The organism is Spirillospora sp. NPDC047418 (assembly GCF_040643275.1).
In the GTDB taxonomy this organism is placed as follows: Bacteria; Actinomycetota; Actinomycetes; order Streptosporangiales; family Streptosporangiaceae; genus Spirillospora.
On sequence record NZ_JBEYTW010000142.1, the window covers coordinates 1 to 17,514 of the forward strand.

General features: G+C 74.3%; 14 protein-coding genes. 10 read left to right on the forward strand and 4 right to left on the reverse strand.

Annotation, left to right across the window (positions count from 1 at the left end; translation table 11 throughout):
- Positions 1-371: 371 nt before the first annotated feature.
- The gene (locus ABZ806_RS42655; protein ID WP_500225047.1) at positions 372-584 is read right to left on the reverse strand and encodes a dodecin; all 213 of its coding nucleotides are present in this window, start codon (positions 582-584) and stop codon (positions 372-374) included.
- A gap of 73 nt (positions 585-657) precedes the next feature.
- Here ABZ806_RS42655 and ABZ806_RS42660 point away from each other — a divergent pair, with 73 nt between their 5' ends.
- From ABZ806_RS42660 to ABZ806_RS42685, 6 genes are all read left to right on the forward strand, one after another.
- On the forward strand, positions 658-1,020 hold the full coding sequence (locus ABZ806_RS42660; protein ID WP_500225049.1) for a DUF3099 domain-containing protein: 363 nt from the start codon (positions 658-660) through the stop codon (positions 1,018-1,020).
- Between the two features lie 423 nt (positions 1,021-1,443).
- Positions 1,444-2,868 (forward strand): protein kinase domain-containing protein, encoded by a 1,425-nt coding sequence (locus tag ABZ806_RS42665; protein WP_500225052.1) that lies wholly within the window; start codon positions 1,444-1,446, stop codon positions 2,866-2,868.
- 471 nt (positions 2,869-3,339) lie between these two features.
- Positions 3,340-5,424, forward strand: a complete 2,085-nt coding sequence (locus ABZ806_RS42670; RefSeq protein WP_500225057.1) for a substrate-binding domain-containing protein — start codon at positions 3,340-3,342, stop codon at positions 5,422-5,424.
- Between the two features lie 124 nt (positions 5,425-5,548).
- A complete protein-coding gene (locus ABZ806_RS42675; RefSeq protein WP_500225061.1) occupies positions 5,549-6,700 on the forward strand; it encodes an acyl-CoA dehydrogenase family protein in 1,152 nt (383 codons plus the stop codon).
- A 30-nt stretch (positions 6,701-6,730) separates the two neighbouring features.
- Positions 6,731-7,471 carry a 3-oxoacyl-ACP reductase FabG gene (gene fabG / locus ABZ806_RS42680; RefSeq protein WP_500225091.1) on the forward strand — a complete coding sequence of 247 codons (741 nt, stop codon included), beginning with the start codon at positions 6,731-6,733 and terminating at the stop codon, positions 7,469-7,471.
- Positions 7,455-8,048: a TetR/AcrR family transcriptional regulator gene (locus ABZ806_RS42685; RefSeq protein ID WP_500225066.1), complete on the forward strand. Its 594-nt coding sequence runs from the start codon at positions 7,455-7,457 to the stop codon at positions 8,046-8,048. The genes fabG and ABZ806_RS42685 overlap by 17 nt, the downstream gene beginning before the upstream one ends.
- Here ABZ806_RS42685 and ABZ806_RS42690 read toward each other — a convergent pair.
- Both ABZ806_RS42690 and icmF read right to left on the reverse strand, forming a co-directional pair.
- Positions 8,045-8,827 carry a helical backbone metal receptor gene (locus ABZ806_RS42690; protein WP_500225068.1) on the reverse strand — a complete coding sequence of 261 codons (783 nt, stop codon included), beginning with the start codon at positions 8,825-8,827 and terminating at the stop codon, positions 8,045-8,047. The two genes, ABZ806_RS42685 and ABZ806_RS42690, sit on opposite strands and share 4 nt — an antisense overlap.
- Entirely contained in the window at positions 8,824-12,066 is a 3,243-nt protein-coding gene (icmF, locus tag ABZ806_RS42695; protein WP_500225070.1) for a fused isobutyryl-CoA mutase/GTPase IcmF, read from the reverse strand. The genes ABZ806_RS42690 and icmF overlap by 4 nt, the downstream gene beginning before the upstream one ends.
- A gap of 28 nt (positions 12,067-12,094) precedes the next feature.
- On the opposite strand from icmF, the gene ABZ806_RS42700 reads away from it, so the two are divergent.
- Both ABZ806_RS42700 and ABZ806_RS42705 read left to right on the forward strand, forming a co-directional pair.
- Positions 12,095-12,625 carry a MarR family transcriptional regulator gene (locus ABZ806_RS42700; RefSeq protein WP_500225072.1) on the forward strand — a complete coding sequence of 177 codons (531 nt, stop codon included), beginning with the start codon at positions 12,095-12,097 and terminating at the stop codon, positions 12,623-12,625.
- A 32-nt stretch (positions 12,626-12,657) separates the two neighbouring features.
- Positions 12,658-13,929: a hydroxyacid-oxoacid transhydrogenase gene (locus tag ABZ806_RS42705; RefSeq protein WP_500225076.1), complete on the forward strand. Its 1,272-nt coding sequence runs from the start codon at positions 12,658-12,660 to the stop codon at positions 13,927-13,929.
- A 117-nt stretch (positions 13,930-14,046) separates the two neighbouring features.
- Here ABZ806_RS42705 and ABZ806_RS42710 read toward each other — a convergent pair whose 3' ends face one another.
- Positions 14,047-15,150 carry an alpha/beta hydrolase family protein gene (locus ABZ806_RS42710; protein WP_500225079.1) on the reverse strand — a complete coding sequence of 368 codons (1,104 nt, stop codon included), beginning with the start codon at positions 15,148-15,150 and terminating at the stop codon, positions 14,047-14,049.
- Between the two features lie 146 nt (positions 15,151-15,296).
- On the opposite strand from ABZ806_RS42710, the gene ABZ806_RS42715 reads away from it, so the two are divergent.
- Together ABZ806_RS42715 and ABZ806_RS42720 are read left to right on the forward strand one after the other, a co-directional pair.
- Entirely contained in the window at positions 15,297-16,097 is an 801-nt protein-coding gene (locus ABZ806_RS42715; protein WP_500225082.1) for a tryptophan 2,3-dioxygenase, read from the forward strand.
- Positions 16,087-17,406 (forward strand): FAD-dependent oxidoreductase, encoded by a 1,320-nt coding sequence (locus ABZ806_RS42720; RefSeq protein ID WP_500225087.1) that lies wholly within the window; start codon positions 16,087-16,089, stop codon positions 17,404-17,406. The genes ABZ806_RS42715 and ABZ806_RS42720 overlap by 11 nt, the downstream gene beginning before the upstream one ends.
- Positions 17,407-17,514 lie beyond the last annotated feature (108 nt).

Genomic DNA, 17,514 nt, shown 5'->3' on the forward strand with positions numbered 1-17,514 from the left:
CCGCGCGGCACCCCACCCGCGCCCGCGCCGGGCGGGCCGCGGCCCCTGCGCGCGTCCACGGCGGGCTGTCCGCGCCCCGCAGCGGACCGCGCGCTGAGCGGCTCAGCGCGCCGTAGGCGAGGCCGCCGAGGGTGCAGCCGCGTCCCACGGCACCCTGCGCGTCCGCGGCGGCCCTGTGCCTTCACAGCGGGCCTTGTGCGCCCCGCGGCGCCCTGCGCGTCCCACGGCGGCTCTATGCGCCGCAGGGTGCTTTGCGCGTCTTACGGCGGCCCTGTGCCTCCACAGCGTGCTCTGCGCGTCCCACGGCGGCCCCGTGCGTCCGGCGGCGGGCTCTGGACGTCTGCGGCGGGCTCAGGTGTCGTCCGGGGGGCTCAGGTGTCCTCCAGGCGGAAGCCGACCTTCATCGTGACCTGGAAGTGGGCGACCTCCCCGTCCTCGATCTGGCCGCGGACCTCCCTCACCTCGAACCAGTCCAGATGGCGCAGGGTCTCCGAGGCGCGCCTGACGCCGTTGCGGACGGCGGCCTCGACCGACTCGGGGGAGGTCCCCACGATCTCCGTCACCCGGTACGTGCGATCGGTCATCCGTTCCTCCCGATGCGTTGTTTTGACCCGTACTGCAGTCGCAGGCCGGACTCCATGGGCTTACCGTGGAAACGTGAAGGTCAATCCCCGCCACCAGCGGGAGCCGGAGGTCTACACGGTCACCGACGCTCCCCGCCCCATGTCAGAGGACATCAGCCGCCGGCAGCGCCGGTACCTGATCTCCATGGGCGTGCGCACGCTGTGCTTCGGCGGCGCGGTCGCGGCCGCGGTCGCCGGCGCGCCGTGGTGGCTGGCGGTGCTCATGGTGGTCGGCGCCGTCCTGCTCCCCTACATCGCGGTGGTCGTCGCGAACGGGGGGCGGGAGCCGACGGCGTCGGCCGCTTTCGACGACCGCACGGGCGCCGATCACGGGAAGCCGACCCTGGAGCCGGAACAGAAGCCCGATTCCGGACAGCGACCGGAAATCGGGTCGTGACATTCTCTTGACTAACTGCGGGGGGTTTCGGTGTACGATTTGTACCGGCGCTCTGGTCCCCCGTCGGAGCGCCCGTGCCGGTGTTCCGGGCCCCCGTCGGAACACCGATGATGCGGCGCCGGGTGGATTGCCCCCGTATCCACCCGGCGCCGCTTTTCACTGTCCGGGGTCTCTCCTGGGACTTCCCCGGCTCGCGGCAGGCGTCCACATGACCCGCCGCTGACCCGCGGCCAGTCCGGAGCACATCCCGCCGGGAACGGCAAGGCTCGGCCCTGGCCTGCTCCGGCCATGAGCCGAAACCCGGTCGATCCGAACTTTTCGCCCGCGGATCCGTGCGCGGCCGCGGACCGATCCGTTCCGGGGCGCGCTGCGTACTGCTGAGCGGCGACGACAACTCCGTCCCCGCGCCCCAGGGGAGGTCCCGTGGACCCAGGATTCCGGCTGGACGGCCGCTACCGCATGGAACGCCGCGCCGGACGGCGCGGCCCGGCGGAGGTGTGGTGCGCGCACGACGAGCTGCTCGGCCGCCGCGTCGCGGTCGCGCTCACCGGCGTCCCGCCGGAGCGGCGGGCACTGCGCCGGCGGCTGCGGGACTCCGCCCGCGCCGCCGCCGCGCTCGCGCACCCCGCCATCGTGACCACCTACGACTATGGGGAGGCCGGCGGCCCCGGCGGGGACCCCCTCGCCTACGTCGTGACCGAGTACCTGACCGGCGAGTCCCTGGCGGCGCGGCTGCAACGCGGCCCGCCGTGCGCGCAGGAGGCCGCCGCCGTGTGCGCACAGGTCGCGGACGCACTGGCCGCCGCCCACTCCTGCGGGGTCGTCCACGGCGATCTGCGCGCCGGGCGGGTGTTCCTCACCGAGGACGGCGTGAAGCTCCTCGGTCTCGGCGCCGCCAGTGCCGCCGGCGCCGAGAGCACGGAGGGGCCTGAGGGCCCTGAGAGAGCGGCGGGTCCTGAGGGACCTGAGGGGCCTGAGGGGCCTGAGAGAGCGCAAGGGCCGGAAGCGGCGCAGGGGGCGGATGGGGCGGAAGGGGCGCAGGAGGCGGAGGGGGCGCGGGATGGGGAGCCGGGCCAGGCCGAGGACGTGCGGGCGTTCGGCGCGATCCTCGCCGCGTGCCTGCCGGACGCCGGCGCGCCGCCGGAGAGCGGCCTGCCGGCCGAGCTTGCGGCGCTCGCGGCCCGCTGCCGCGCCGCCGATCCGGGCGAGCGCCCGCCGGCCGCCGAGGTGGCCCGCGCGCTGGCCGCACTGACCGCGGAGGCCGCCGTCCCGGCGCCGGGAGCCTCCGGCGGGCGGCCGGGACCCGCGCGGCGCCGGTTCCGTCGGGTCCGGCGCGCGGCGGTGCTGGGCGGCACGGCCGCGGGCGTGCTGGCGCTGCTGCTCGCCCCGCTGGTGGTGATCCTTTCGACGCTGCGGGACGCGCCCGGCGGCGTCGTGCTGCCCGCGCCGCCGCCCCGGTCCGCGCCGCCGCCCGCCGCCATGGACGGCCGGAGTGCGCCCGCATCCGTCCCGGCCGTACCCTCCCTGCCCTCCCGGCCCGCGCGGTCGGCGCGTCCGGCCGTCCCCGCGGCGGAGGCGCGGGCGCTGGCGGTCGGCGCACTCGCGCGGATGCGCCGCGCCATCGACACCGGGATGGCGGCGGGCGAGGTCGGCCCCCGGTTCGGCACCGACCTCGCCACCCAGGTCAGCACGCTGCTCAACGAGGTGGACGGCGGTGCGCCGGTGAACCTGCCGCGCCGGGTGGCGGCGCTGCGGTCGGCGCTGGCGGGACGCGCCCCGGGCGACCTGTCGCCCGCGCGCGCCGCCGGGCTGTCCGCGCTGCTCGCCGAGATCCCCGTCCGGCCCTGATCGGCCGGCCCCTTGACGGGAGGCGCCGATGAGACGAACATCACACCTGGCCATGCCTGAGACAGATCGTCCATGTGTCTCACGACGGCCCGTCACGACACGGCGCGACACGGCCCGGCACCCCCGCCCGGGAAACGGAGATCGGCGATGAGCGGACACGACGACGTGCCCGAGTGGGCACCCCGGAACCCGCCGGAGACGGGCGCCGCCGACGCGCCCTACACCTTCCTCGGCGCCTCCGATCCAGGCGGCCCACCCCCCGGTGGACTGAGCGGCAGGCCGCCCGAAGGGCTGACCGGAGGGCCACCCAGCGGACCGACCGGAGGGTTGACCGGGGGGCCACCCAGCGGGCCGCCCGGAGGGTTGACCGGGGGGCCACCCAGCGGGCCGCCCGGAGGGTTGACCGGCAGGCCGCCCGGCAGGCTGCCTGGAGGGCCGACCGGCGGACCGACCGGCGGACCGACCGGCGGGTTGACCAGCGAAGCCCCCGGGGGACTGACCGGGAGGCCGCCCGGCGGGCCGCTCGGGGGGCCGGGCGCACCGCCGCGGCCGGAGGTCGGCGAGCCCTTCGACGCCTTCCGCCGGCCCGACGCCGCGCGCCGCCCGCCGGACCCCGCGCCCCGCCGGCCCAGCCGGGCGCGCCGCGCGCTGGGCCGCGGGCCCCGGCCGTCGGGGCCGGCGCACGCCGCTCGGGCGCCGCGGCGGCGCCGTGCGCTCGGCGGGGGGCGCGCGCCGCGCCGGGTCGGCGGCGTCCTGCTCGGACCCCTCGCCGGCGCGATCGGCCTGGTGCTGCTCACCGGCGCCGGCGCCTACGCGTTCGGGCTGACCGGTGGCGGCTGCTCCGGCGACGACGCGGTCACGGTCGGCGTGGCGGTGGCGCCGGACATCGCGCCCGCGGTGATCCGGGCGGCCGGCCGGTTCAACGACGCCCGGCACACCGTGGACGGGCGCTGCGCCCGCGCGCGGGTGCGCACCACCGCGCCGGACGCCGTCGCGACGCTGCTGTCGGGCAAGGGCGTGGCCGGGGTGACCGAGCGCCCGGACGTCTGGATCCCCGACTCGTCCCTGTGGCTCAAGCTCGTCGAGGGCCCCGGGCGGGACGGGGCGAACGGGGCGAACGGAGCGCCGGCCGTGCTCGGCGGGATCGCCGCCACCCCGATCGTGCTGGCGATGCCGCGCGGCCTCGCCGTCCAGCTGCGCAACCTGGGCGCGCCCGAGCAGCCGTCCTGGACCGAGCTGCTGGCCGCCGCGGGCACGGCCGAGAACGCCGCGCCGGACCCGGTCGGCGGGACCGGGGACGGGGTGATCCCGCCGCGGCTGCTGCGCCTGCAGGTCCCCGATCCGGCGCGCAGCGCTACCGGCATGGGCGCGCTGGTGCTGGCCGGCGCGCTGCTCACCGGCGCCCCCGGCGGCGAGGCCGGGTTCGCGGGCGTCGTGCGGACGATCCGGGAGGGCGTCGCGGTCTCGGTCAGGGCGGAGTTCGACGCGTTCGACCCCGCCGTCGGCACCGGCTCCGCCGGCACGGACTCCCCCGGCGCGGACTCCGCCGGCAGGGACTCCGCCGGCAGGGACAGGGCGGACCGGTACCCGGTGGCGCTGGTGCCCGAGCAGGCGCTGTTCGGCTACAACGCGCGGCGGCCGGCCGCGCCGGCGGTCGCGGTGTACCCGGCGGAGGGGACGGTCGTCCTCGACCACCCCGTCGCCGTCCTGGCGGCGGACCGCGCCAAGGCGGCCGCGGCCCGGCTGCTCTGGCGGGCGCTCTCCGACGAGGCCGCCCGCGAGGACGTGCAGCGCCTCGGGTTCCGGACGCCGGACGGCGCGGCGCCCGCCGCCTTCTCGGCGGCGAACGGCCTGAGCCCGCGCGCGCCGAAGGCGCTGCCGGCGCCGTCGGCCGCCGAGGTGCGCCGCACCATGCAGTCGTGGGCGCAGCTGTCGCTGAGCATCCGGATGCTCAGCGTCATCGACGTGTCCGGGTCCATGGACGAGCAGGTGGCGCCGGGCGTCACCCGGTTGCAGTCCACGATCCGCACGGCGCAGGACGGGCTGTCCCTGCTGCCCGACGACTCCGAGCTCGGCCAGTGGGTCTTCTCCACCGGGCTGCGCGGCGACCTGGACTGGCGGGAGCTGGTCAGCGTGGGGCCGCTCGGGCAGCGGCTCGGCTCGGCCACCCGGCGCCAGCGCATGCTGAGCGCGTTCGCGCAGATCAGGGTGAAGGAGCACGGCGACACGGGCTTGTACGACACGGTCATGGCGGCGTTCGACTACATGAAGCGGACCTACAAGCCGGAGTACGTGAACTCGATCCTGCTGTGGACGGACGGCAGGAACGAGGACCCGGGCGGCCCCACGCTCGCCGAGACGCTCGACCACATCCGCCGCGCGTACGACCCGGAGCGCCCGGTCCTGATCAATATGTTCGGCAACGGCGACGACGTGGACGTCGGCGAGCTGCGGCGGATCGCGCGGCTGACCCGCGGCGACGCCTACGTGGCCGAGACGCCCGGGGAGGTGCAGGCGCTGTTCCTCAAGGCGCTGTCGCAGCGGGTCGGCCCCTGACCCGGTACGCCCCGCACACCGCCCCCTCGTAGTTGATTCTAGAACTGTATTCGAGTTAAATTAGCGTTCCGTTAGTAGCACTCTGCTAGCGGCACCCTGCCAACCGCACGAGAGGGGCCACGGCGTGCGCCGCACCGTATTCAACGAGGACCACGAGGCGTTCCGGGACACGATCCGGGCGTTCATCGAGGCCGAGGTCGCCCCGGTCTACGAGGACTGGGAGAACGCCGGCCACCCGCCGCGCGAGTTCTACACCAAGCTCGGCGAGCTCGGCGTGTTCGGCATCCAGGTGCCCGAGGAGTACGGCGGCGCGGGCGAGACCAGCTTCAAGTACCAGGCGGTGGTCTCCGAGGAGTGCGCCCGCGCGGGCGTCGGCTTCGGCGGCTACGGGGTGCACGTCAACCTCGTCCTGCCCTACCTGCTGAAGTACGGCAGCGAGGAGCAGAAGAAGCGCTGGCTGCCGGCGTTCGTGTCCGGCGAGATGATGACGGCCATCGCGATGACCGAGCCCGGCACCGGCTCCGACCTCGCCGGCATGCAGACCACGGCGAAGAAGGACGGCGACCACTACGTCCTGAACGGCGCCAAGACGTTCATCACCGGCGGCGTCCTCGCCGACCGGGTGCTCGTGGTGGCGCGGACGTCCCCCGCCACGCCGGAGAACCGCCGCGCCGGGCTGTCGATCCTCGCCGTCGACACCAGGAGCGAGGGCTACGCGGTCGGCCGCAAGCTGGAGAAGATCGGGCTGCGCAGCTCCGACACCGCCGAGCTGTCGTTCACCGACGTCCGGGTGCCGGCCGAGGACCTCCTCGGCGAGGAGGGCCGCGGGTTCGAGTACCTCACCCACAACCTGGCCGAGGAGCGGCTCGGCATCGCGACCAGCTCCTACGCGTCCGCCGCCGCCGCGGTCGAGTTCGCCCGCGGGTACGTCCGGGAGCGGACGGTCTTCGGCAAGACCGTGTCGTCGTTCCAGAACACCAAGTTCGTCCTGGCCGAGTGCGCCACCGAGGTCGAGGCGGCCCGCTCCCTGGTCGACCGGTGCATCGAGGCCCTGGACGCCGGCGAGCTCACCCCCGCCGACGCGGCCGTCTGCAAGCTGTTCTGCACCGAGGTGCAGGCCCGGGTCGTCGACAAGTGCCTGCAGCTGCACGGCGGCTACGGCTACATCCTGGAGTACCCGATCGCGCGCCTGTACGCCGACGCCCGCGTCACCCGCATCTACGGCGGCACCAGCGAGGTGCTGAAGACCATCATCGCCAAGGACATCCAGGTCTGACGGAAGGGCAGCGCAATGACTGACACCCGGGTGGCGATCGTCACCGGCGCGGCGCGCGGCATCGGCGCCGCCACCGCCGTGCGGCTCGCGCGGGAGGGCTTCGCCGTCGCGGTCTGCGACCTCGACGAGGCCGCCTGCGCCGGCACGGTCGGCACGATCGCGCAAGCCGGCGGGACGGCGCTCGCCGTCGGCGTGGACGTCGCCGACTCCGCGGCGGTGTCCGCGGCCGTCGCGCGCGTCGCGGCCGAGCTCGGCCCGCCCGTGGTGCTGGTGAACAACGCCGGCATCACCCGCGACAACCTGCTGTTCAAGATGTCCGACGACGACTGGGACTCGGTCATGTCGGTGCACCTGCGCGGCTCGTTCCTGATGAGCCGCGCCGCGCAGGAGCACATGACGAAGGCCGGCTGGGGCCGGATCGTCAACCTGTCGTCGGTGTCGGCGCTCGGCAACCGCGGCCAGGTCAACTACTCGGCCGCCAAGGCGGGCCTGCAGGGCTTCACCAAGACCCTCGCGATCGAGCTCGGCAAGTTCGGCGTCACCGCCAACGCGATCGCGCCGGGGTTCATCGCCACGGAGATGACGGCGGCGACCGCCGCCCGCGTCGGCGTCGACTTCGAGGACTTCAAGGCGGCCGCCGCCAAGGAGATCCCCGTCCGCCGCGTCGGCCTCCCCGAGGACATCGCGGGGACGGTCGCGTTCCTGGTCGGCGACGACGCGTCGTTCGTGTCCGGCCAGGTGATCTATGTGGCCGGTGGTCCCCGCGCGTGAGGGGGCGCCCCGCGGGCGGGACCGGGAGGCGACCGAGGAGTCGCTGCGGGCGGCGGCGGTCGCGCTGCTGCGCCGCGGCGGCGTCCTCGCCGGGCTGAACCTGCGGCAGGTCGCCGACGAGGCGCGCGTCAACCGCGGGCTGGTCTACCAGTACTTCGGGTCGCGGCGGTCGCTGCTGCGCTCGGCGCTGTTCCACCGGTCCCGGCCGAACGCCGAGGACGCGGTGGACGCCGCCGGGCTGCCGCTGCGCGAGCGGCTGTCCCGGCTGTTCTGGACGAGCCTGCGCAACCCCGAGCCGGTGCGGCTGGCGACCCTGCTGGTGCTGGACGGCGACGACCGGCCGCGCGTCCTGCTGAACCGGGGGGCGGGCCGCGCCGACCTCGCCGCCGAGGCCGCGCGGGGCGAGCTGCCCGTCGGGGACGTGGAGGCCGTGCAGGCGGCGATCGCGTCCACGATCTACGGGTACACGCTGCTGCGCGAGCATCTGGCGCACGAGATCGGCATCCCGGCGGAGGAGCTGGACAAGCGCATGGCGGGGTGCGTGGAGGCCATGTTCGCCCGCCGGCCTCCCGGCTAGTACGCCCGCGCCCCGGCGAGCTGCTCCGCGAGGGCCGCCGGGGCGCCGGCGAGCGACGGGCCGTACCAGGTGAGGTGCCGCCCGCTGACGAGCGCGACGTCGAGGCCCGGGAACGACTCGGGGCCGTCGTCCCCGGTGAACCGGTAGGGCTCGTCGGGAAGGACGACCAGGTCGGCGCCGACGGAGTTCAGCTCGGCGTGCAGCTCGTCCAGGGGGATCTTGGGGTAGCGGTCAGGGTGGCCGGCGTAGACGTTGGACACGCCGAGGCGGTGCAGGACGTCGCCGGTGAAGGTGTCGCGGCCGACGACCATCCACGGCCGCCGCCAGATCGGGATCACGGCCGCCCGCCGCGTGCCGGGCGTGATGTCCGCCCAGACGCGTGCCGCCTCGTCCAGCCAGCCCGGCACCGGGACCCGGCACGCCTGCGTCAGCATGCGGCGCAGCGACGCGAGGGCCTCGTCCACGGTGCGGATCTCCGTCATCCAGACCGGGATGCCCGCCGCGCGCATCGCCTCGACGTCGGCGGGCCGGTTCTCCTCGGTGTTGCCGAGGACGACGTCGGGCCGCAGCGCCGCGATCCTCTCCACGTCCGGGTTCTTCGTGCCCTTCACGCGCGGCACGTCCAGCCCCTCGGGGTGGGTGCACCAGTCGGTGGCCCCGGCGAGCAGGTCAGGCGCGGTGACCGCGACCGTCTCCGTCAGCGACGGGACGATCGACACGACCCGGCGCACCCGGTCCGGGACGGGGACCGGGCGGCCGGTGTCGTCGGCACACGTCATACGTTGCGGCGGTACTGCCCGCCGACCTCGAAGAACGCGTCGGTGATCTGCTGGAGGCTGCACACCCGCGCGGCGTCCATCAGCACCGCGAACACGTTCTCGCCCGCCCGCGCCGCCTCCTGGAGCGCGGCGAGGGCGGCGCCGGCGTCCGCGCGGTGCGCGTCCTGGTAGGCGTGGACGCGGTCGAGCTGGGAGCGCTTCTCGTCCTCGGTGGCGCGGGCGAGCTCGATCGTCTCCGGCGTCCCGTCCGCCGCCTCCGGCGGGCGGAACGTGTTCACGCCGATGATCGGCAGGGAGCCGTCGTGCTTGCGCTGCTCGTACAGCATCGACTCGTCCTGGATGCGGCCCCGCTGGTAGCCGGTCTCCATCGCGCCGAGCACGCCGCCGCGCTCGCTGATGCGGTCGAACTCGGCGAGCACCGCCTCCTCGACGAGGTCGGTCAGCTCGTCGATGACGAACGACCCCTGCAGCGGGTTCTCGTTCATCGCGAGCCCCCACTCCCGGTTGATGATCATTTGGATGGCGAGGGCGCGGCGCACCGACTCGGCCGTCGGCGTCGTCACGGCCTCGTCGTAGGCGTTGGTGTGCAGGCTGTTGCAGTTGTCGTAGATGGCGATGAGCGCCTGCAGCGTCGTGCGGATGTCGTTGAAGTGCATCTCCTGCGCGTGCAGGGAGCGCCCCGACGTCTGCACGTGGTACTTGAGCTTCTGGCTGCGCTCGTTGGCGCCGTACCGGTCGCGCATGGCGACGGCCCAGATGCGGCGGGCCACGCGCCCGAGGACGTTGTACTCCGGGTCCATGCCGTTGGAGAAGAAGAACGACAGGTTGGGCGCGAAGTCGTCGACGTCCATCCCGCGCGCCAGGTACGACTCGACGTAGGTGAACCCGTTGGCGAGGGTGAACGCGAGCTGGCTGATGGGGTTCGCCCCGGCCTCGGCGAAGTGGTAGCCGGAGATCGACACCGAGTAGAAGTTGCGGACGCCGTTGGCGATGAACCACTCCTGGATGTCGCCCATCATCCGCAGCGAGAACTCGGTGGAGAAGATGCAGGTGTTCTGCCCCTGGTCCTCCTTGAGGATGTCGGCCTGCACGGTGCCGCGCACGGTCGACAGGACGCGCGCGCGGATCCCGGCGGCCTCCTCCGCGGACGGTTCGCGCCCGTGCTCCTCATGGAAGGCGTCCAGGCCCTGGTCGACGGCGGTGTTGAGGAAGAACGCCAGGATCGTCGGCGCGGGCCCGTTGATGGTCATCGACACCGACGTGGTGGGCGAGGACAGGTCGAACCCGTCGTACAGCGCCTTCATGTCGTCCAGCGTCGCGATCGACACGCCGGACGTGCCGACCTTGCCGTACACGTCGGGGCGCTCGTCGGGGTCCCGCCCGTACAGGGTGACCGAGTCGAACGCGGTCGACAGCCGGGTCGCGGGCTGGCCCTCCGACAGCAGCTTGAACCGGCGGTTGGTGCGGAACGGGTCGCCCTCCCCCGCGAACATGCGGGCCGGGTCCTCGTTGTCGCGCTTGAACGGGAACACCCCGCCGGTGAACGGGAACCGGCCGGGCAGGTTCTCGTTCCGCAGGAACCGCAGCAGCTCGCCGTGGTCGGTGTAGCGGGGCAGCGCGACGCGCGGGATGCGGCTGCCCGACAGCGACTCGCGCGTGAGCGCGGTGCGCAGCTCCCGGTCGCGGATCTTCACGACCTGCTCGTCGCCGGAGTAGGACTCCACGACGGCCGGCCAGCCCTCGACCAGCTCGGCGCTGCGGGGCTCGACGGCCCGGCGCGCCTTCTCCAGCAGCCCTTCGACCTCGGCGGCGTCGGTCAGCTCGGCGCGGACCTCGTCCAGCCGCTGGACGCGCCGCACCGCCTCCATCTGCTCCAGCGTGGCGTCGTGGTAGCCGCGCACGGTCTCGGCGATGTCCGACAGGTACCGCACCCGGCCGGGCGGGATCACGGTCGCGGCGCCGGTGGAGGTCTTCGTCGCGACCTCCGGCAGGACACCGCCCTCCAGCCCGAGCCCGTGCTCGCCGAGCAGCCCGCCGAGGTGCCCGTAGAGGGCGGTCACGCCGTCGTCGTCGAAGGTGGCGGCGCTGGTGCCGTACACGGGCATGTCCTCGGGCCGCTGCCCGAACGCCTCCCGGTTGCGGACGAGCTGCCGCGACACGTCCCGCAGCGCGTCCGCCGCGCCGCGCCGCTCGAACTTGTTGATCGCCACCACGTCCGCGAAGTCGAGCATGTCGATCTTCTCCAGCTGGGACGCGGCGCCGAACTCCGGCGTCATTACGTACAGCGACACGTCCACCAGCGGGACGATCGCGGCGTCGCCCTGCCCGATGCCGGGCGTCTCCAGGACGACCAGGTCGAACCCGGCGGCCTTGCAGGCGGCGACGATGTCGCCGATGTTCTCCGGCAGCTCCCGCGCGCCGCGCGTCGCCAGCGACCGGAAGAACACGCGGTCGCCGTCCAGGGAGTTCATCCGGATCCGGTCGCCGAGCAGCGCGCCGCCGCCGCGGCGGCGGGTCGGGTCCACGGCCAGCACCGCGATGCGCAGCCGGTCCCCCTGGTCCACGCGGAACCGCCGCACGAGCTCGTCGGTCAGCGACGACTTCCCGGACCCGCCGGTCCCGGTGATGCCGAGCACGGGCACCCGGCGCTCCGCGGCCGCCGCGCGCAGCCGCGCCAGGTCGCCGTCCGGCAGCTTCCCGGCCTGCAGGCAGGTGACGGCCCGCGCGAGGGCGCGCCGCTCCCCCGCCAGCACGCCGTCCACCGGGACGGGCTCGGCGGCGAGGTCGACGTCGCAGTCGCGCACCAGCTCGTTGATCATGCCGGGCAGGCCGAGGCGCTGCCCGTCCTCGGGGGAGAAGATCCGCACGCCCGCGCCGGACAGCCGCGCGATCTCCTCGTGGACGATCACCCCGCCGCCGCCGCCGAACACCTTCACCTGCTCGGCGCCGGCCTCCTTCAGGCTGCGCGACAGGTACTCGAAGTACTCGACGTGGCCGCCCTGGTAGGAGCTGATCGCCACGCCCTGCGCGTCCTCCTCCAGGACGGCGTCGACGACCTCGCGCACCGAGCGGTCGTGCCCCAGGTGCACCACCTCGGCGCCCTGGGACTGCAGGATGCGCCGCATGATGTTGATGGCGGCGTCGTGGCCGTCGAACAGCGCCGCCGCGGTCACGAACCGGACCGGATGCACCGGCGCGTGCAGCTCCCCCGTCACCGTCCCACCCCAAACTTTGGACATCCAATATTTGGAAGTTAAAATAGTTTCCGTGCGCGAACGAGTCAAGACGGCATACGGTGATGCGGTGCCCGACACCCCCGATCCCATCGCCGAGGCCCACCGCCAGTGGAGCGCCCGCTGGCCCGAGCACGCCGACCACATGGCGGCCGTCACCTCCGTCATGCGCGCCCAGCAGCTCCTGCTCGGCCGCATCGAGGCCGTCCTCAAGCCGTACGGGCTGACGTTCGCCGCCTACGAGGCCCTCCGCCTGCTCGCCTTCACCCGCACCGGGACCCTTCCCATGGGCAAGATGGGCAACCGCCTCATGGTGCACCCCGCCTCGGTCACCAACGTGATCGGGCGGCTGGAGCGCCGCGGCCTGGTCGGCCGCGGCCCCTCCGCCGACGACCGCCGCGTCGTCCTCGCCACCATCACCCCGGCCGGCCGCGACCTCGCCGAAGAGGCCACCACCGCCCTGAACGAGTCCGGTTTCGGCATCGCCGGCGTCCCCGCCGCCCAGGCCGCCGAGATCACCACCGCCCTGCGCCCCGTCCGCACCTCCGCCGGCGACCTCCCCTGACCATGGCGGCCCCGGTGTGACACGTTGGGGGCATGGTGAGCGAGACGGTCTTCACATATGGGACTCCGCAGCTGAAGTTCGGCGGCGGCGCGGCGGACGAGATCGGGTTCGATCTGGCGCAGTACGGAGTGCGGCGGGTGCTCGTCGTGACCGACGCCGGGGTCGCCGCGACCGGCGGTCCGCAGCGGATCGCGGACGCGATGAAGGCGTACGGGATCACCGCCGCGGTGTTCGGCGGCGTCCACGTCGAGCCGACGGACGCGAGCATGCGGCGGGCCGTCGAGTACGCGCGGGAGACCGGGCCCTACGACGCCTACGTCGCGGTCGGGGGCGGGTCGAGCATCGACACCGCCAAGGCGGTCAACCTGCTCACGACCAATGAGGGCGACCTCGCGGAGTACCTGAACCCGCCGGTGGGGGCCGGGCGGGCGCCGGAGCGGCCGCTGCTGCCGCTCGTCGCCGTGCCGACGACGACCGGTACCGGGGCCGAGAGCACGACGGTGTGCGTGCTCGACGTGCTGGACCTGCGGGTCAAGACGGGCATCAGCCATCCGCGGATGCGGCCCGTGCTGGCCGTGGTCGACCCGGAGCTGACGATGTCGCAGCCCGCGGGCGTGACCGCGTCGGCCGGGATGGACATCCTGTGCCACGCGCTGGAGAGCTACACGGCGCGGCCCTACGACGCGTTCGAGCGCAAGCGGCCCGAGCAGCGGGTGCCGTACTGCGGCGCGAACCCCGTGTCGGACATGTGGGCGGAGAGGTCGCTGAGCCTGCTGGCGCGGTCGTTCCGCCGGGCCGTCCGGGACGGGGACGACCGGGAGGCCCGCACCGAGATGGCGCTCGCGGCGACGTTCGCCGGGCTCGGGTTCGGCAACGCCGGGGTGCACATCCCACACGCCAACGCCTACCCGATCGCGGGCCGGGTGACGGACTTCCGGCCGGACGGCTACCCGGGCGGGGAGGCGATGGTCCCGCACGGGATGTCGGTGGCGCTGACCGCGCCCGAGGCGTTCCGGTTCACGTTCGAGGCGCGTCCGGAGCGGCACGTGCGGGCGGCGGAGCTGCTCGACCCCGGCATGGAGCGGCCGGACGACGCCGCCGAGCACCTGCCGCGCGCCGTGATCCGGCTGATGCGCGACATCGGGATGCCGGACGGCATCGGCGGCGTCGGGTACGGCGAGGGCGACGTCCCCGGCCTGGTGGAGGGCGCGCTGAAGCAGCAGCGGCTGCTCGCGATCGCACCCCGCCCGGTCGACGGGGACGCCCTGGCGGGGATCTTCCGCCGGTCGCTGCGCCTCTGGTGACCGTTCGGCGGTGACCGCCCGGTGGGCGAACGCCCAGCGGTGAACGCCCAGTGGTGAACGCCCAGCGGTGAACGCCCAGCGGTGAACGCCCAGCGGTGAACGCCCAGCGGTGAGCGTTCAGTGGTCGCGGACCCAGGCGTCGATCAGGTAGGCGGCGCGGGGGCGCGAGTCCGGCAGGTAGTGGGTGTCCTTGAGGTGGTCGAGGGTCTTGTCGGGCGTGCCGAGCGCGTCGAAGATCGCGCGGGCGTCGCTGTCGTAGACGCACTCGTCGGCGGTCGCGTGGATCACCAGGGACGGGACGGTGATCCGCGCGAGGTGCGGCGCGGCGGTGCACTGGGAGGTGCGCAGGCTCCACATCGACAGCCAGGAGCGCAGCGTGCACAGGGAGCCGATGCCGAACACGCCGTAGTTGGCCTTGGCGGGCTCGCCGAGGTAGCAGCGGTTGGGCGCGCGGTCGGACGGCTCGATGGCCGGGTCGATCATGCGGAGGTCGGCCCAGGTGCGGTGGACGTTGAACAGGGCGTCGCGGGCGCGGGTGCCCTTCAGTGCGTCCAGCCGGGCGAGGACCCAGTCGGTGATGCGCTCGTTGCGGGCGCGCTGCGCGGCGCGGTAGCGGGCCTGGAACTCCGGGCCGTAGGGCGGGCCGTTGGCGGGGTCGAACGGGTCCAGGGACGGGTCGACGGAGAGGGCGTCGGTCTCGTCCGTCACCGACGGGTCCATCCAGGCGGTGAGGACCTCGGGGCGGCCCGAGTGGGCGGCGAGGGCGATGAACAGGTCGCCGGCGGGCAGGTCCTCGATGGCGGAGACGGGGCGCATCCCGGCGACGGGCACGACGTTCGGCTCGACGGCCTGGGACTGGTAGGCGGCCATCAGCGAGCCGCCGCCGGAGTTGCCGAGCAGCACGACCCGCTCGGCGCCGGCCCGCTCGCGGAGCCACCGGACGCCGGCGCCGATCTCGGCGAGCGCGTGGTCGAGCAGGAAGTACGCCTCGTTGCCGCGGAAGCGGGTGTTCCAGCCGAGGAACCCGTAGCCGCGGGCGGCGAGGTGCTCGGCGAGGTAGTGCTCGGAGAAGTCGACGTTGTAGTGGGCGGCGATGAACGCCGTCCGCGGCGGGTTCCCGGCGGGCCGGTGGTAGACGCCCTGGCAGGGGTGGCCGCCCGCGCCGGCCCGTCCCACCAGGGGCGACGGCAGCCCCACGAACTCCTTCACGATCTCGCTCATCAGGGGACCCCTCCGGCCGCTACCGAATCGGGTCTTGATCGTATTGGGTGCCCCCGGCCCGGCCCGTTCGGGGCACCCGTCACCGGGACCCGCCGGAACGATCCCTTATGCTGCGGCTCACATCCGTTGTGTCGCAAGGAGGCGTGATGGCGGATTCGCCGACAATGACGTACGGCGGCTATCTGCGGCTCGACGATCTTCTCTCCTGCCAGGAGCCGAAGACGCGGGCCCACGACGAGCTGCTGTTCGTGGTCATCCACCAGGTCTACGAGCTGTGGTTCAAGCAGATCCTGCACGAGGCCGCGCAGCTGCAGCGCCGGCTGGAGGACGGCAACAGCGCCGGGGCGCTGCACACCGCCCGCCGGATCGCCAAGATCCTCAAGACCGTGGTCGGGCAGCTGGACGTGCTGGAGACCATGACGCCCCGGCAGTTCGCCGCGTTCCGCGACGTCCTCGGCAGTTCCAGCGGGTTCCAGAGCGAGCAGTTCCGCGAGATCGAGGCCGTCCTCGGGCGCCGCGCGTTCCCCGCGTCGGTGCTGCGCGACGACGAGCGGCTGCGCGCCGCCGTGTCGCGGCCGTCGGTCTTCGACTCGCTGCTGCGCTACCTCGACGGCCACGGGTTCGACGTCCCGCGCGAGGCGCTGGACCGTGACACTGGCACGCCCTGGGAGCCGGACGCCGGCGTCCAGAAGGCGCTGCTGGCCGTCTACGCGGACGAGTCCGCGCCGGCCGCCGAGGTCTGCGAGGCGCTCGTCGACGTCGACGAGGGCGTCCAGGAGTGGCGGTACCGGCACCTGAAGATGGTCGAGCGGACGATCGGCGCGAAGATCGGCACCGGCGGCTCGGCGGGCGCCGACTACCTGCGCCGGACGCTGTTCGCGCCCGCCTTCCCCGACCTGTGGGAGGTCCGCTCGCAGACCGGCGAGGTCCCCGTCCATGGCGGGTGAGGACGCCCCGGCGGGCGCGGAGCGGGTCGCGATCGTCGGCGCGGGCCTGGCGGGCTGCCTGCTCGCGGTGCTGCTGGGCCGCCGCGGCGTCCCGGTCACCGTGTACGAGCGGCGCCCCGACCCGCGCGTCGCGGGCGCCGAGCGGGGCCGCTCGATCAACCTGGCGATCTCCGCCCGCGGCCTCGCCGCGCTGGAGCAGGTCGGGCTGCGCGACCAGGCCCTCGAGCAGGCGCTGCCCATGCACGGGCGGATGGTGCACCCGCTGCCGGGCGCGCAGAACTTCCAGCCCTACAGCGCCGATGGCGAGCGCGCCATCAACTCCATCGGCCGCGCCGAGCTGAACCGGTCGCTGCTGGACACGGCCGAGGCCACGCCCGGTGTCACGCTCCGGTTCTCCCGGCGCGTCACCGGGGTGGACACCGCGGCCGGGGCGGTGCTGTTCGAGGGCGCCGCCGCCGAGCCCGCCGACGTCGTCCTGGCCGGGGACGGCGCCTACAGCGCGGTCCGCCGGTCGCTGGCCTTCGACCACGACGCCGACTTCCTGGAGCACGGCTACAAGGAGCTGACCGTCCCGCCTCGGGACGGCGGGTTCGCGCTCGACCCCGACGCGCTGCACATCTGGCCGCGCGGCACCTCGATGATGATCGCGCTGCCGAACCTCGACCGGTCGTTCACCTGCACGCTGTTCTGGCCGAAGGGCGACTTCGACGCGCTCGACACGCCCGGGAAGGTCACCGCGTACTTCGGGGAGCACTATCCGGACGTCGTCGGCCTGATGCCGGACCTCGCCGACGACTACGCGCACAACCCGGTCGGGTCGCTGGTGACCGTCCGGGCCTGGCCGTGGACGCGGTACGGCGAGGGCGCGACCGTGGCACTGCTCGGCGACGCCGCGCACGCGATCGTCCCGTTCTTCGGGCAGGGCGCGAACTGCGCGTTCGAGGACTGCATCGAGATCGACCAGTGTCTCACCGAGGCGGGCGGCGACTGGCGGCGCGCGCTGTCGCTCTACCAGGAGCGGCGCAAGGCCAACACCGACGCGATCGCCGAGATGGCCCTCGACAACTTCGTCGAGATGCGCGACCGGGTGTCGTCCCCGGTGTACCGGGCGAAGCAGGCCGCGACGCACGCGCTCGAGCGGCGCCTCGCCGGGCGGTACGTCTCCCGCTACGAGCTGGTGTCGTTCTCGACGCTGCCGTACGCGCGGATCCCGGCCCGGATCAGGCGCCAGAACCTGGTCCTCGGGGCCGCCGCCGCGGGCGGTGCCGCCGCGCTCGCCCTGGCCGTCCGCGCGGCACGGCGGCGTTAGCGGCGGCCTTGGCGGCGCGGGTGGGGGGGGCCCGCGACCCGGGGCGCGACGGCCGCCGCCCGCGCCGCCCGCACCAACCCGCGGGTGAAGGCCAGCCCCTGCCGGTAC